Origin of the sequence: Streptomyces sp. ID05-26A (assembly GCF_033794685.1) — a bacterium.
In the GTDB taxonomy this organism is placed as follows: Bacteria; Actinomycetota; Actinomycetes; order Mycobacteriales; family Pseudonocardiaceae; genus Lentzea.
Map to the genome: position 1 here is coordinate 512799 of NZ_JARAYZ010000004.1, position 15323 is coordinate 528121.

The 15323-nt window shown below is 67.4% G+C and carries 15 protein-coding genes and 2 pseudogenes; 5 read left to right on the plus strand and 12 right to left on the minus strand.

From position 1 onward, the window contains the following. The first annotated feature begins 118 nt into the window (after positions 1–118). Positions 119–1441 carry a sensor histidine kinase gene (locus PV646_RS33635; RefSeq protein ID WP_500346330.1) on the plus strand — a complete coding sequence of 441 codons (1323 nt, stop codon included), beginning with the start codon at positions 119–121 and terminating at the stop codon, positions 1439–1441. After that, positions 1438–2103 (plus strand): response regulator transcription factor, encoded by a 666-nt coding sequence (locus tag PV646_RS33640; RefSeq protein ID WP_500346331.1) that lies wholly within the window; start codon positions 1438–1440, stop codon positions 2101–2103. The genes PV646_RS33635 and PV646_RS33640 overlap by 4 nt, the downstream gene beginning before the upstream one ends. Before the next feature lie 161 nt (positions 2104–2264). On the opposite strand, the gene PV646_RS33645 is transcribed toward PV646_RS33640, so the two are convergent. From PV646_RS33645 to PV646_RS33670, 6 genes are all read right to left on the minus strand, one after another. Further along, the gene (locus tag PV646_RS33645; protein ID WP_500346332.1) at positions 2265–2705 is read right to left on the minus strand and encodes a copper resistance CopC family protein; all 441 of its coding nucleotides are present in this window, start codon (positions 2703–2705) and stop codon (positions 2265–2267) included. Next, positions 2702–3304, minus strand: a complete 603-nt coding sequence (locus tag PV646_RS33650; RefSeq protein ID WP_500346333.1) for a DUF1775 domain-containing protein — start codon at positions 3302–3304, stop codon at positions 2702–2704. Before PV646_RS33650 ends, PV646_RS33645 begins: the two co-directional genes overlap by 4 nt. A gap of 65 nt (positions 3305–3369) precedes the next feature. Beyond that, positions 3370–3954, minus strand: a complete 585-nt coding sequence (locus tag PV646_RS33655; protein ID WP_500346334.1) for a hypothetical protein — start codon at positions 3952–3954, stop codon at positions 3370–3372. Between the two features lie 11 nt (positions 3955–3965). After that, complete coding sequence (locus PV646_RS33660; RefSeq protein ID WP_500346335.1) at positions 3966–4406, minus strand: hypothetical protein; 441 nt, start codon at positions 4404–4406, stop codon at positions 3966–3968. 238 nt (positions 4407–4644) lie between these two features. Beyond that, positions 4645–5343: a lipase family alpha/beta hydrolase gene (locus tag PV646_RS33665; protein WP_500346336.1), complete on the minus strand. Its 699-nt coding sequence runs from the start codon at positions 5341–5343 to the stop codon at positions 4645–4647. Positions 5344–5558: 215 nt separating this feature from the next. Further along, positions 5559–6332: a DeoR family transcriptional regulator gene (locus PV646_RS33670; RefSeq protein ID WP_500346337.1), complete on the minus strand. Its 774-nt coding sequence runs from the start codon at positions 6330–6332 to the stop codon at positions 5559–5561. Between the two features lie 139 nt (positions 6333–6471). Here PV646_RS33670 and PV646_RS33675 point away from each other — a divergent pair, with 139 nt between their 5' ends. Both PV646_RS33675 and PV646_RS33680 read left to right on the plus strand, forming a co-directional pair. Further along, positions 6472–7230, plus strand: coding sequence for a DeoR family transcriptional regulator (locus PV646_RS33675; RefSeq protein ID WP_500346338.1), 759 nt, complete (start codon positions 6472–6474; stop codon positions 7228–7230). 134 nt (positions 7231–7364) lie between these two features. Further along, positions 7365–8498 carry a hypothetical protein gene (locus PV646_RS33680; protein ID WP_500346339.1) on the plus strand — a complete coding sequence of 378 codons (1134 nt, stop codon included), beginning with the start codon at positions 7365–7367 and terminating at the stop codon, positions 8496–8498. A gap of 21 nt (positions 8499–8519) precedes the next feature. Here PV646_RS33680 and PV646_RS33685 read toward each other — a convergent pair whose 3' ends face one another. Beyond that, positions 8520–9341, minus strand: a complete 822-nt coding sequence (locus tag PV646_RS33685) for an IclR family transcriptional regulator (protein WP_500346340.1) — start codon at positions 9339–9341, stop codon at positions 8520–8522. 450 nt (positions 9342–9791) lie between these two features. On the opposite strand from PV646_RS33685, the gene PV646_RS33690 reads away from it, so the two are divergent. Further along, complete coding sequence (locus tag PV646_RS33690) at positions 9792–10940, plus strand: chymotrypsin family serine protease (protein ID WP_500346341.1); 1149 nt, start codon at positions 9792–9794, stop codon at positions 10938–10940. 17 nt (positions 10941–10957) lie between these two features. On the opposite strand, the gene PV646_RS33695 is transcribed toward PV646_RS33690, so the two are convergent. The 5 genes and pseudogenes from PV646_RS33695 to PV646_RS33715 form a co-directional block, all read right to left on the minus strand. Then, the gene (locus PV646_RS33695) at positions 10958–12082 is read right to left on the minus strand and encodes a hypothetical protein (protein ID WP_500346342.1); all 1125 of its coding nucleotides are present in this window, start codon (positions 12080–12082) and stop codon (positions 10958–10960) included. 46 nt (positions 12083–12128) lie between these two features. Next, a pseudogene (locus tag PV646_RS33700) lies at positions 12129–12435 on the minus strand (helix-turn-helix domain-containing protein); the annotation flags it as partial. A 251-nt stretch (positions 12436–12686) separates the two neighbouring features. Continuing rightward, the gene (locus tag PV646_RS33705) at positions 12687–13106 is read right to left on the minus strand and encodes a hypothetical protein (RefSeq protein WP_500346343.1); all 420 of its coding nucleotides are present in this window, start codon (positions 13104–13106) and stop codon (positions 12687–12689) included. A 428-nt stretch (positions 13107–13534) separates the two neighbouring features. Next, positions 13535–14575: pseudogene (locus PV646_RS33710) on the minus strand (hypothetical protein); the annotation flags it as partial. Between the two features lie 254 nt (positions 14576–14829). Further along, positions 14830–15234 carry a MobC family plasmid mobilization relaxosome protein gene (locus tag PV646_RS33715; RefSeq protein WP_500346344.1) on the minus strand — a complete coding sequence of 135 codons (405 nt, stop codon included), beginning with the start codon at positions 15232–15234 and terminating at the stop codon, positions 14830–14832. Positions 15235–15323 lie beyond the last annotated feature (89 nt).

Genomic DNA, 15323 nt, shown 5'->3' on the forward strand with positions numbered 1-15323 from the left:
GCAACGTTTGCAGCCAACCGCAAACAGGGGTCGTGGTCACTGTCCTCAACTTCCGAGTTGGAGGTAGTAGAACCTCTACCTCCGAACGGGGAAGTCGATGTTGACTACGGTGGTCTTCGTGTCGACGAGCAGCGCACGCACGATCTGGGAGTCGGTGGGGCTTCCCCGGTTCCTCCTGACCGCGTGGCCGTGGCGCGGCCTGTCGTACGTGCTGAGCACACCGGTGGTCTCGCTGCTCGCCGGCATCCCGGTCGCCGCGCTGGTCCTGCCCTGGTCGTACCTGGCTCTCCGCTTCCTCGGCCCGGACCAGGCCGCGCTGGGCGAGGTGGTGCTCGCAGCCCTGGCCGGCCTGCTGCTCATAGTGCTCGCCGGCCCGCTCGTGGCCCTGCCCGTGGCGCAGGTGGAGCGACTACGCCTGCGCCTGGTCCACCTCGACCCGGCGCCCTCGCCGCACCACCCGGTGAGGGACGGCCGGCTCGGCTGGTTGCGCCGCCGCTACACCGAAGCGGCGACCTGGCGAGAGCTCGCCCACCTGGTCCTGGTGACCCTGGCGATCGTGCCGAGCGCGGCACTGCTCCTGATCATGACGATGGTCGTCTCGTTGATCGTCAGCCCGTTGCTGGTCAGCCCGGACAGTCCGCTCGCTCTCGGGTTCGGACATGCGAGCACCGTGCCGGAGGCGTTGCCGTACGCACTCGTGGGCGCGGTGCTGTTGCCGGTGACGATGTACCTGTTCGCAGGCTTGGCCTCGCTGCACGCGACGGCGGCCAGGGCGCTGTTGTCCGGCGTGTCGGACGAGCGGCTGAGGACCGAACTGGTGGAGGTCTCCCGGTCCCGTCAACGCCTGGTCACCGCCTTCGAGGCGGAACGGCGCCGGATCGAGCGGGACCTGCACGACGGCGCTCAGCAGCGCGTGGTCAGCCTGATCCTGCAACTGGGCCTGGCAAAGCTGGAGATGCCACCGGACTCCCCCGGCACCGAACCCGTCGCCAACGCCCACGAGCAGGCCAAGCTGCTGCTGACCGAACTGCGGGAGTTCATCCACGGCATACACCCGCAAGCGTTGTCAGACCTGGGTTTGCCCGCCGCCTTGCGAGAACTGTCCGACCGCTCGGCCACACCGGTCGCCGTGAGCTGCGCCATTCCGCACCGACCACCGAGCGCGGTGGAGGGAGCAGGCTACTTCGTAGTGGCCGAAGCGCTGAGCAACGCCAGCAAACACAGCGGTGCCACCGAAATCCAGGTGACCGCACACGTCCGGCGCGACGTGCTCACGGTGGAGATCACCGACAACGGCCGCGGCGGCGCCGACGCGAGCCACGGCACCGGCCTCACCGGCCTGGCCGACCGAGCCGCGGCCCTCGGCGGCACCTTGTCCCTGTCCAGCCCGACCGGCGGGCCCACCACCGTGCGAGCGGAGTTCCCGTGCAACAACCGATGATCCGCACCGTCCTGGCAGAAGACGGTGCGCTACTGCGGGAAGGACTGGCGGCGCTGCTCGACAGGTTCGGCTTCCAGGTCGTGGCGTCGGTGGGCGACGCGGAAGCCCTGATCGCCGCTGTGACGGAACACGACCCCGACCTGGTCGTCACCGACATCCGCATGCCACCGGGCTTCTCCGACGAGGGCCTCCGCGCGACCGTGCGCCTGCGCCAGAACCGCCCAGACCTGCGCGTGGTGGCCCTGAGCCAGTTCGTGGAACCCAGCTACGCCTCCGACCTGCTGGACTCGGGCGGCGGAATCGGCGTCGGCTACCTGCTGAAGGACAGAGTCGGGGACGTGCAGGAGTTCATCTCCGTCCTGCACCGGGTGGCAGCCGGCGAAACCATCGTCGACCCACAGGTGGTGCGCACACTGCTGAAACGCAGCAGCACTCCGCTGGCAACCCTGTCGAACCGCGAACGAGAGGTCCTCGGCCTGGTGGCGGAGGCCTACTCCAACGCCGCCATCGCCGGGAGACTCTTCATCTCCGAGGCTGCGGTGAACAAGCACGTCGGCAACATCTTCACCAAGCTGGGGTTCACACCCGGCGACGACCGCAACCGGCGGGTGCTCGCGACACTCACGTACCTGCGGGATGGAGCACAGCCGAACCGTCCGTGATCAACAGCCGACACACTCGACGCAATCAGCCGGTCGTTGAAACGTGCCACTCGAAAATCGTCACCGCAGCGTGCCAGCGCATCCCCCCGGTCCGCTACGAGCCCGCAGACCGATTCTGATTCGCCGACGAGATGCGGACACCCGCACCTCGCCGTGCGCGTTCACCGGTACGCCAGCCGGTAAGCCGTCGCGGCCACGCCGGCGACGGTCGCTCCCACCACGAGCCACACCCACCACGGCGTCGGAGCCCTGTCCTGGAGCGAAAACCGGTATTCCCCCTTCACCTGCACGCCGTCCGGAGGTGTCAGCTCGTAGCTGACGAGGTAGTCGCCTGCCGGCATCGCGGGACGCAACGGCACTGTCAGCACGGTGTCGTCCGCGCCGATCATCGGCTCGGACCACTGCTCGCCCCCACCTGTCACGGCGATCGAGTACGGACCAGCACCCGCGATCGTCCGGTCGAAGGTCAACCGGACGTCTCGCGGTGCCACCGAGATCGTCGAGTTCGTGCCCGGGTTGGCGGTCAGCAGAGCGGGCGACGCCGAGGCTGGTGGCGCCAGGCAGAGGACCAGAAAGAACATCACGAGCAGCACGCGCGTCATGAGATCCCCTTGCGGCGGATGAGGACGAACCCGCCGACGGCCAGCAGCAGTCCCACTGTGAGCAGGCCCACCACCGCACCCCAGGGCACGTCGGAGGCGATCGTGGCGTGGTGTCCGTGCCTGGACGGCTCGGCGAGCGCGACCACCGGTGCGGGACGGTCCGGCTGGTCGTCCCACCTCACCGTGCTGCCGTCGGAGAGGAACTGGGTGGCGGGCATCAGGACGTGGTCGGCATCGGCGGGCAGGGGCCCGAGAGTGACGCCGAAGTCCTCGTAGTGCTCGTTCCCGCCGGGGATTCCGCTGTCGGGCCGGGCGGTCCAGACGACCGCGGTGACGACACCGCCGTCACCGCGCCGCACCGCGGCGTCCCAGCCGGGGACGGGACGGGTGCGTGCGGTCGTGATGCCGAAGGACGGTGACAGCGTGACTTCGAAACGTGTGGTGGACTGCGTTTCCTCGTTCGGCACGCGCAGCACGACGGTGCCGTGCCCGCCCTTCTCCGGCGGGCTGTCCGGTGCGTGCGCGGTCACGTGGGCGACAGCTGTGCCCGTGCCCAGTGCGAACAACAGGGTCAGGCATGCGAGCGACTTGATCAGCATGATGGACCTCGTGGGACGTGGGGCCCCGGCGGGGAGAGCGCCGGGGCCCCGGTGGACGACGGGACTCAGCAGACCGCGTTGACCTCCTCGGCCCTGATGTCCCACGCCTGGTCCTTGGTCTGGCCGTCGACGCTGCCGTTCACGTACCAGTAGTAGTGGCCGTAGTAGCGCTTGCCGAAGTGGATCTCCCACGTGCCGTTCACGCGCGACTTCTGCTTCGAGGCGAAGATGTTCACCTTCTTGCGGGGCTTGATCTCTTGGCGGACCTCGTCCGTCTTCGTCTCCGAGAACGACCACTCACGGGTGTAGCTCGCCTTGATGGACGCCTCGAAGATCTTTCCGAGTTGGACGCCGCCGCTGATCTCCACACCGAACGTGTTCTTCGTGCCGGTGGTGGCGGAGTAGTTGATGACCCTGGTCATCAGGCTGCTCGTGCAGTTGGTCCCGCTGCCTGCCAGCTGACGGGGGCCGCTGAAGATCTGCATGGCACCGTTGGGCTTGAACTGGCAGTAGTCCGCGCTCACGCACCTGTACATCAGTTCCTGCGTGGTCGGTTGGCCGTCGTGCGTGGCGTTCGCGGCCGGCAGGGCGGTGAACACGGCTGTGATCGCCATCGCCAGTGCCGCCAAGACCTTGTTCCTGTTGATCACGTCTTGCTCCTTCAGCTCAAGCCGATTTGGAAGGTGCGGTCACCGGCGAAGGTGAGGTCCGGGTGGTTGCCCTGGAACGGGCCGTCGCGGTTGCCGTCCTTGCGGTAGAGCCACACCCAGCAGGTCGAGAACGCCTGCGCGGAGTTGACCCGGTTGCGCCAAGAGCTGTCGTTGAGGAGCATGAAGTGATCGACTTTGTCGTTCTTCGGGCACGGCTGCGGCACCCAGATCGTGAGCATGTCGCCGGTGTAGCCGGTGCCGGTGTAGATGCGGGCGCCGATGACGTCCGTGCTCTTGCGGACACCGTTCGAACCGGTGCAGCCGAACTTCCCGGTGCTGAACGAGAAGTCGCACTGCTTGGCCGCGCTGGCCGTCCCCGCCGGTACCAGACCGAAGATCGCGGCACTCACGGCCAGCACGGCCGAGACCCTCCGCGAGAACATCGTTTTCATACGACTGAACCCTTCTGTCGAACAGTTGCAGGGGTGTCCGGCGCGAATCACCTGCGCCACGGGAGATCCGCGCCCGAACAGCAGGGCGCAGCCCGATTCGTCGATTCCCGCCGGATCGGATCTCCGATCACTCCGTCGACCGGAGATCCGCGGCGAACGCTAGGAAGAAGAGGGTGAGGTCCTCAACGGAAGTGCCGTCCACCGAAACAAGAACTCGCCGTTGTGCGTCGAATGCCGGTCAGGCTCTGGAACAGTCCAACGCGATCGCCCTGCCCTGCAGCACGTCTCGGACCCCGCTGTAGACCGTGCCGTCGAAGGGCATGCCGAGGTGGACCACAACCCGGTACGGGCACTGCGATTGCACCAGGACGTTCGTGGCGCCGTCGTTCATCCGGGCGTTGTCGATCGGTCGCACGAGCGCGTCGAAGCGGGTGTAGAGGTTCGTGTACCGCACCGCCCCGACCGTGTCGTCCCCGGCGTTCAGACTGCTCAGGAAGTCAGATCCCACCTGCATCTGCTGGCAGGCGACGATTCTCAGGCAGTCGCCACCGCCGAAGAAGTCGGCGATGTTCGCGACGACGGTGCCGTGGTGGGGCGTGGAAAGGGTGACCAGGTTCGCGACTTCTCCCGCACCGCCCTCGTTCTTGACGTACTGCCGGGCGACCAGTCCGCCCTGCGAGTGGGCGACGAGGTCGACCTGACTCGCGCCCGTTGCGGCGCGGAAGTCGTCGACGAACCTGTTCAGATCGCGTGCGGAGACGCGGATGTCGGCCGTTCCCAGCCCCGTGAGCGGGAAGACCGCCACCGGGCGTCCGTCCGCGCGGAGGCGATCGGCGAGCGGCTCGTAGAAGAACGCGGGACCGAACGTGCCCGCAACGACGATGACCGGGCGTGGGACCGCGGCGGCGGCCGGAAGCGCCAGAACCACGGTTGTCATCAGGAGAAGAGAAACGCAGACGGCGGAGATTCGTCGAATCACAAGGCCTCCTTGCCCTGGAACGAGGAAACGCCGGAAATCCCGTGCTCGGGGAGCACGGGAGGAACGAGATCGGCGAATGTGTTCCGGACGCTAACAAGGCCCGCGGGGCGGGAACGCGCTCGTTCCACTCAGCGGCACAACCTGCCGCACCGCCGGGAAAGCGCTTCGCCGGGTCAGGAGACGGCGAAGATCCGGAGCCCTGCGGCGCGCAACGGCGCGGCCACCGCTTCGTCGAGAGCCCGGCTCGTGATGCACGCGTCGACGTGGTCGAGGGAGCAGACCAGATGCTCCCCCGGCCCGTCGAGGGCCTCGGGCGGGACGACGACGATGCCACGCCGGGCGGAGAAAGCGGCACGGCGGCGGGCGAAGGCCTCGGGTTCGGTGCGCGCCAGGAGCCCGTCAGCGCTGACGCCGGCACAGCCGAGCACAGCGAGGTCGGCGTTCGTCTCGGTCTCCCGGTCGGGCACGACGCGGTGAGTCGCGTCCAGGGTTCCTGCGGGTACGACGACGGTGAACCGGTCGGAGTGGCCCGCGAACGGCGCGAGGACGGGGAGCGACTCGGTGTGCACGGTGATGCCGGACAGGTCGCGCCGGGAGACGAGCGCTTCCGCGACGGCACGGATGCCGGGACCGTGGTCGAGGACGATCGTGTCCCCGCTGCGGACGAACGCGGCCACCATGGTGCCCACGGCGGGGTCGGCCCAGTCCGCGCGCGCCGGTCGGGCCGGCGCGGCCGTGCCGGAGGTCGCCGCCGCTCCCCCGCGGACCCGGTGCAGCGCACCGCACTCCTCGAGCGACCGCAGGTCCTGGCGGATGGTCACCTCGGACACGCCGAGCTCCTGCGCGAGCGGTCGCACCTGGACGAACCCGAGCTGCCGGACCACCGCGACGATGCGCTGCCGGCGTTCGGTGACGGTGAGCTCGCCGGGTGCCTGCTCGGTGGCCATACCCCTCCTCGCTCGCCGTCTCGTACGGGCCTTCACATTCGAAGGCGAGGATGTTGAAACCTAAATGTACACTGGGTGAGCGGCGGCTTCAGCACGCTCACAGCCCGTGGCGACGCCAGCCGATGGCGAGGAGGACGGGATGGCGGGACGACCACCGTCGGACCGTGTCCGCAGACAGGGACAGCTCCTGGAGATCGTGGCACGGGCGGACTTCGTCGGCATCGGGGACCTCAGTCAGCAGCTCCGGGTTTCGGAAGTGACGATCCGGTCCGACCTGCGTGACCTGGAGGCCGCCGGGCACGTGCGCCGCGTGTGGGGAGGCGCGCAACCAGCCGTGAGCGAGTCACGCCGAGTTCGCCGCGATCCCGTGGCGGAGGCGGTGATGGCCGCGGCCCTGCTGCGCTCGCACGACACCGTCTTCCTCGGTGCCGGCCGACTTTCGGCCGACGTCGCCGCCGCGGTGAACCAGCGCTCCGACCTCACCGGCATCACGGTCGTCACCGGCGACCTCGCGGCGTGCGAGCAGCTCGCGGACGACCTCGACCGCTTCACCGTGCGCGTCACCGGCGGAACGCTGCACGGCGGGGTGCTGAAGCCGGCTCCAGAAGGCGGACAGCGCGATCGTGTCGACGTGGCCTTCCTCCCGTGCCACCGCGTGGACACCAGCGGCGTGGTGCACCTCGACGAAGACCAGTCGGCCGCCGTCGAAGCGTTCTCCACCGTCTCCTCCGGACGCACCGTTCTGCTCGCCTGCGGTGATGTTCTCGCCGCGACCGGCGGAACGCCCTGGCTCGCACTGGGCGGAGAACACACCCTCATCACCGCGCCGATCCAGAACCGCCGTGCTCTCGAACGACTGCGCGCCACCGGAGCGCAACTGCTCGTGGCAGCGTCCTGAGCAAACTCGACGTCGGCTGTGAGAGCGCATCCACCGTCAGGCCACAGTGGACTGTCGCTGCCACCGCCGGCGTGCGCCTCGATCCAGGCCGACGCGGTTGCGCGCCGATTCGCCCTGCACGAAGATGACCGTTCGTGTTCGAAAGCAAGTTCGCTGAAGATCCCCTGATAGCGCGGGTGCGGCACTTCCTCAACGCTTGCCAGTTCGTCGAAGTCGTGGAGGGCACAGCTGACCTGGGCCCTGAACCGGCCGATCCAGGTCTGCGAGCCCGGTGGCGCGAGCTGCTGCACCTGAGACTGGCGGCGTTGGTCGTACTGGTGCGTTACGCAGAGGCCGAGGACACCTGCCGGCTTGTTCTCCAGTCGGCCGAGGCCGACGACGACCAGACCGCGCGCGCACGGGTCCTCGGGTACGGCTTGGCCACCGCCTACTTCCTGGGCGAGACCGAGAAGGCGGTGGACCGGCTCGACGAGGTCCTGGCGGCCGCGGAGACCATGTCACCAGGGGCCGAGCGGATGTCCACGCTGGTCGCCGCGGCGATCGGGTCCGGCATGATCGGACTGACCGAATTGAGCGACCAGCTGCTGAGCGGTCTCGTGGACCAAGTCGCCGCCGCTCCGGATGGAGTCGTTCCCGCGGGAATCAGCATGTTCCTGCGCGCCCTGATGACGACTCGCCGCTGTCAGCTCGCCATCGAGCTCGAACAACGGGAGCCCGCGAAGTCAGCCGGCCTCTACCGCGGTGTTCTCGACCTGGCAGCCAAGATCGGCGTCGACGTCCACGGCGACAGGGCGCGAGGATCACTGGCTGCGCGGCCCGCCGAGCTGTACCTGGCCCACCTGTGCTTCGCCAAGACAGCGATCGGTGAGACCGCCGACGTCGAGGAGATCGTGCGGTCCAAGTCGGTGACCGGCCTCGTCGACCCCTTCGACGCGGTCGGCGCGACCACGGAGATCATGTGGGGTCTGTGCCGGCTGCGCATCGGCCTGGAGGACGACGAGGTCGACCTCGCCCGCTGGGAAGGCCTGGCCCAGCGCCTCACCGAACTCGCCCACCGCACCAGAACGCTTGTGCTGCAGGCGGAAACGACCCGCGTGCTGCTGGAGGTCAGCCGACTCGGTGGCGACCCGCTCAAGAGTGCGGCGGTCCGGGAACGCCACGAAGCGGCGCTCGACGAGTTGGACTGGACCACGCGGTTGGAGCGGGCGCGGTTCGCGGGTCTGCGATCGCAGGCCATGCGCGACATCATCCGACGCATCGCAGAATGAGCGGCCAGACCGGAAGCCGCGCTAACCGCACGAACGACCGGCAACTCCGGCTCCGGGCGAGGTGGGGTCGTCCGGAAAACCGTGGACGGGCGAGGCGCGGATGCTCTGGTTCACGGCGTGACAGGTCGCCATGACCGCGGTGCGCAGAGCCGGGACGTTGCAGCCGGGCGCCCGCACGACGACGGCGAGCGAAGCGATCACCTGTCCTCTGTGGTCCACCACCGGCGCGGACACCGCGGTGTGCGCCTCCGGCACCGCACAACTCACCACCGCCACGCCCTCGCTCCGCACGGCGGCCAGTCGCGACCGCAACCGTTGAGGACAGGTCGGAACGTTCTCCGGCACCGCGAGCAACTCGCCGGCGAGGACCTGCTCCTGCAGGGCCGCCGGGCCGTTCGCCAGCAGGCACTGCCCTTGCGCGGTCGCGTGCAACGGAGATCGGCTGCCCACGCGGTACGGCATCCGCACCGCGTCCGGCGCTGACAGCAACTCGGTCATCACCGCTTCCACGCCGTCGAGCACACTCAGAACCACGTGCTGCCCGGTAACTCCGTGCAACTCTCGCATGAACGGGAAAGCTCTGGCACGAAGCCCTTCTGCCCGCGGCGCGAGCGTCGCGAGCTCCCACAGACCGAGCCCGATGGTGTACCCGCCCTCGGCGCACCGTTCCAGCGCCCCGAGACGCACCAGCGTCCGCGTCAACCTCAGCACAGTGGACTTCGGCAAGCCGGAACGCGCGCTCAGCGAAGTCAACGACAGCGGCCGCCGTTCCGCACCGAACGTGCGCAGCACCCGGAAAGCCCGTTCGAGCACCGGTTCGCCAATGGTCTTCGTCTCGTTCACGTCCGCTCGCACCTCCATCCGTCCCGAAGTGGTGGTGGCAGCCACACCGTGTTTTGCCGTCGCGTCATCTCGCCCGCGGGTCAACGGGTGCGCACAACCGCGGACCCCGGTGCACCACTCAGCGTGACACTGTCGATCATTTTCGAAACTGTAAGTTCATTGTTTCTGATGTGTCAAGAATTCCCGGCTTCCGTCTCAACTGGGGGACGTTAGACACATGAGGAGCACTCACAGCGCAGTCGTTTACATCGACTAGAAGCCAGATCACCAGCGCAAGAACAGGTACGAGAACTCGTCGACAGGGTTTCACTTTCGAAAGAAAGTTCGTGTTCGCTGCGACGTGTGCCACCCAGCGGCACGCGCCTTGTTCCGGCATGTGCCCCTCAATAGCTTCTCCCGGACGCGGAATCGGCGGCATCTCCCGTCGCCGGGACATCGAGGAGATCCAGGATGTTGTCGACGAGGAAATCAAGGCATCACAAGGCTGCGGCCTCAGCCATCGCACTGTTCTCCATCGGGATGGTGGTCGCGGGCCACGTCGCGGAGCAGACCGCGAGCACGTCAGCGTCCTCCGGGAGGAACAGCGCGGCCGCACTCGAGTTGCAGGAGGAGACAAGGGCGGCGAAGACGATCGCCGGCATTCGCGCCGCCGGAGCCCTGCAGGCCACCTACGACCGAAAAACATCCAGGTACAGCGCCGTTTTCCCAGCCGGGTCGGCCCTGCCTGCACTACCGGCGTCGGTCGACACGGTCAGCACGCCGTGGGACAAGGCGTCGATCGACCGGTTCGGTGAGGTCGTCAAGGCCGGCACCTGGGCGCCGGGGGCGACCGACCACACGTACGTCTACTCGGTCGACGCCAAGACCGGAAAACTCGACCTCCGGACCAGCGCACCGCCGATGGTGGTCGAAGCACTGCCGCAGGAGTTCCGTTCCCTGCTCCAGGTCCGCTACTCCGACAGCGGTGCCACAGAACTGGGACGGACGGACGACCTTTCACCCTTCAAGGGAGGAGCGTCGATCCGCACGGCCGCGAAGACGTGTTCCAGCGGCTTCTCCGTCAAGCACAGGAAAACCGGGCAGCGTGGTCTCATCACCGCGGCGCACTGCTGGACCGAAGGCGTCGAGGTCTTGACCGCGGCCGGAAACCCCATCGGCACGGTGACCGCGCGCAACGCCGAGCACGACATCGCGATGATCACTGGGAAGACCTACTCGTACCGCATGTACGTCGGCCCCCTGAGCGGGAACTCGACCGCGTATCTCAAGGGATCGGGCGATGCGGCCCCGGGCTTCGAGTACTGCGCGAGCGGGCAGTCGAGCGGTACGACCTGCAACCACGTCATGGTCAGGGACGACGTGACGATGTGCAAACAGTTCGACGCGATCTACCGGTGCATCTCCCACCTGGCGGTGTCGACGAACGGCAACTCGGTCTTGGAAGGGGACTCGGGCGGGGCGTTCTACCGCAAGCAGAGCGAGACCGAGGTCTCCGTGCGGGGCACGGTCGTCGGGAAGTACGACGGCCAGCTCTACACGCAGCAGTACGGTACCATTTCCGAGGATTTCAACGTGATCGTGTACGCATACAACCCCTGATCAGCCTTCGCTCGCTGTCAGAGGCCGTCCCGGACGCTCCGCATGATCTCCGAGCGAAACCCTGAGAAGGACGCCCATTCGAGCCGGTCGCTCCACTCGAGTTCGTGAACCGCGGCCTCGTGCCTCTCCTTGAGCATCGCACTCAACAGCGTCTCACCGGCTCGCTCGGCGACCGCCAGGTACAGGCGATAGCTCTCGGCACGTAGCACCAGGGTGGGCATGCCCACGGCCAGATCCGTGACGCCACGGCCGAGCTCCAGCATGGTGCGGAGCTCGGCCGGTCGAGGCTGATCGCCGCCCAGGAACGCACGCAACCGGCACAGCCCCCACATGATCGCCGCGGTCATGTCCAGCGGATCCGGATCGGACCGCAGGACGGGGGAGTCCGGAATCTCCAGCCCTGCTCTCTCCTCCCCCACGGCGATACGGGCGAAGGTGTGGTGCGCCTTGAAGAGCGAAGCCGGTCGTTCGAGCGCACCCGCCTCCACCGGCGACGAGGAACCGTCACCCGTCGCTGCGGAATCGGGGCCGCACCCCGCCTGCTGAACCAGGCAGACCACACTGCGGTACAGCTCGCCGGCACGATCCGGATCACGGGATTCCAGCGCCATGGCCAACTGACAGCGCCTCACGACCATCAGGGCGTGGAGCATGCGCATGACCCCCGGGTGGATCACGCCGGCGGAAGCGGCTCGCGTCACCTGACCGACGACCTCGGAGATCAGCCGATCGCTCAGCTCCGAGAGCCCGATGATCCCGGTGGTGGTCGCGGCGGCGACGAGCGCGAAGGTCCGCTCCGGGCCGGGGTCCATGGTCTCGGCGGCGGCCAGTACCTCGTCGAGTCGGCCCAGGGCTTCGTCCACTTTCCCTTGCAGGAAGGCGGCGGCAATGCCGTATCCCAGAACCCTGATGCGCGCGACGTGGTCGCCATCCGCGTCCGCCGACCGCAGGACGGCCTGACACGCGACTTCCGCTTCGTCGTAGCGAAGAAGGTTCACGAATGCCACCGACCGGATGTACAGCGCCAGCCGCCACCGGGCCCTCTCTACGGGCGAATCGGGTTCAGGGCCGAGGCCATCGGTGCGGTCGACGACTTCAGCGAACCGGCATTCGATCATCATGCAGGCGAGTTGCGCCGCCACCGGGTCCGCGTCTTCCCCGCTTGTGAACACAACAGATCATTGTTCATCATCGATCGCACGGCCGCCAAATACGTCCTGACGCGCCCGTCGACCACCCACCAGGACGCACGAAACCGCTCTCATAGGCGTGGACGCGGTCACGCAAGTCCAGTTTGGACAGAACCCGGCTGACGTGCGTCTCCCCGAGGAACAGCCGCTCCGCGATCTCCGCGTTGCTGGCGCCCTTGGCCAGCAGGACGAAGACTTCGCGCTCCCGGTCGGTGAGGCGGTGCAGGCGCGGGTCAGGAGGCGGCGCTGCCGAGGTGCCGTTCGACGAGGCGGCGCACCACCGCCGGCGCCATGGCGGCGTCACCACGCAGGCCGTCGGGACGACAGGATTTGAATCTGCGACCCCTTGACACCCAGGACACACAGGCACCCTGACCTGCGAAAACAGCTTGTTCCAGAACAGAGGCATTCGGCCAGAGCGTGACTCGGAACCTTCTACTGTCAGTGGCCAGTTCCGTTCGGATTCCCACTGGCGGCCATTTAGCGGGGAGCTGTCTGGCTGAAGTGTGAGCGCGGGGCGTAACGGCAATCGGCGCATGTGAGGTTCCGGCGTTCCTCAGTCCCAGTAATTGAAGAGCGCTTCGCCGAGGGTGCCAGGACGCCAGTACGTGATGTCCTTCGACGAGATGTGGGGCCAAATTGAGGCGTCGAACGGGCCGTTCAGCTCGGACGGCGTGAGCACCTGAGACCCCGGCAGCAGCGCGGCCAGTACAGCCACCAGTTCAGGGGCGTCGACAAACGTCAGCGGGCCCGACTCCTCGACGCCGTCGACAAAGTCGATGGTCCGGGGCTCGGCGAGGGCCACCACCGCTGAGTCGCGCGCGCAGGCCACGGCGACCGTACGCTCGCGGTAGGCGATAAGCCCCTGGTGGAAATTGGGTGTCACGTTGTCGGCGACGCGGAACTCGATCACCTTGCCACCAGTGCTACGGGCAGCTGCGTAACAGGCGCGCCGGAAGCTGCGGACGTCCGTCATCCAGTGAAGATACCCGCGCCCGGTGGCAGTCGGTGCCCGACGCGGCGACTCAGCCGAAGCTGGACACCGTCACTGTCTGTACAAGTGGGCGGGGAGCGTATCCGGCCGCTGTCAATCTACTCAGGTTGCCGATCCCCAACCGCCTGAGAAGGCTGGGGATCGGCAACTCGATCACCGCGCCCGACCGCGATCCGGGCCTCGCGGTTGTTCATGTCCTCCGATCACGGGTCGCCGCACCCAGGGCTGCTGGTTCAGCCGCCTGACCAGGTCCGCCTTCTCGGGTGAAGGCATCTTGGAGGAACTGAGTTGCACTGTGGAGGGACGCTGCCCCTGGACAACACTGTGCGAGCTCAAGAGGCCGGCAGCACGACGCGCCTCAGCAGCTTGCCGCAGCTGCCCTGCCTGCTCGCGCCACGCCGCGATCTCGGCTACAAGTGCAAAAGAGCGAGCACGAGGGCTACCGCTCCCAGGCCAGTTCGAGCGCGCCTGGACAACACATCTGCCTTGAGCAGTGAGCGCGCCGCTCGGCGCAACTCGACGGCAACGCCCTTCCAACGAACGGGCTGAACGCGATGAGGCGCTACTGCGACCCACTCATAGGCTGCCGCCGCATCGCTCAACGTTCCCGATACCGGTCCGTCGATTGCCTTCGACGCCGCGATGAGCATGTCGGCCGCCGCATGAGCAACGTCGTCGCCGCCACTTCCAGCCGACGTGTCTTCGGCTTCAACGAGCGCCTTCATGTGGCGGCGGGCGCTGTGCGTCGCCTCCGCAGCCATGTCCAGTACATGAGCGTTGCGCGACAAACCTGTCGTGTCGTTCAAATCGGCCGGCCCGCGAGTGCTGGCCCATCGGTGCATCAACTTCGGCGCGGACAGATCATGGGCGAGTCGGCCGCCGCCGAACCAGACCCGACCGTCCTCCGAGCTCGCGCTCAAGTCCGCGAACAACGCCACGCGGTAGCCGGTCAACCGGTTCTCCGAATCCCAGCGCGCGTGCACAGACACCAGCGGCTCCCGTTCCAGCAACTCAACGAACTCCGCCGCCGTGGCAGCCTCAGCCGCAGCAGCACGGACCACCAGGCGCAGGAAGTCACGGCTAGGTCGACGCTGTGGCCCGCGGACCGCCTTCTCGACCTCGGCGCGTGATGGACGCACTGCCGCTGTTTTGTTCGCTGGCGACGTCGGAGTGAGTCCAAGACGCTGTTCGACATCCAGGCACCACTGTCGCCAACGGGGCCAGCCTCGGTAGGTGTCGGCAACGGTGCCGTCGCCCCGGACCAGATTCACCGCGAGGTGGATGTGGTCGTTGCCGTCCTTGCTCAGGCCGTGGTGCGCTGCGACCCATCGGCAGCCGGCGCGGCCCTCACCGTCAGGGCTGAATCCAAGTCGGGCAACAGCGTCCTCCGCGAGTTCACGCCAACGGCCATCGCCGAGTTCTCCGTCTTGGCGCGGGATCGACAACGCGACGTGGTAGACGTGCCCGCCAAGCGCGTGTCACGTCGTGTCCGATCATCGATGCATCGATGCATCGATCTCGCGAGCCAAGCGAGCCATCCAACCTCGGTGGCGAGTCGCGAAGACCCCACCAGAGAGCCACTCGGGATCCCACGACGCCACGAGGTGCGGGTTGGTGTGCTCGTTCCGCTTCCCCGGACCGAAGAGGTACTGCAGGAGTCCGTAAGAATCGGCTCCGTACTTGCCTTTCGCCGGCACTTTGGCGATCACGTCTTCGGATCCCGTGACGGGTCAGCCGGGTCGATCGCAGCGAGGATCGTTTGGAGCTCTTCCAAGGTCGCGGTGAAGTAGGCCAGCGCCGCAGGAAGCCCGTCTGGTGCTTGCCCCGTGCTGTTGATCCTTGCGGCCATCTGGTTGAGGTTGGTACCGATCCGGATGAGCCTTGTCTCGACGGTGTCGAGACGTTCCGCCCACCAACGTTGTTCGCGCAGACTCCAACCTTCAGCTGACTCACGCAGTGCCGATTCGACCAGGTACCGCGGAATCGACAGCCTTGCGAGCTCAGCCTGGATCTCAAGACGGTTGTAGGTCGTCATGGTGGTGCGGACGTGGATGCTGACAGGTGAGCCACCCTGCACCCGCCGCTGCCGCCGCTTCTTGTTGTGCGTCATCAGTTCCCCCGAGATGATGCGCGGCGTGTCCCCAGGCACGCCGCTGGTGCTGCCACGACTTCTTGTCGTGGCAAGGGATCGAAGGGAGC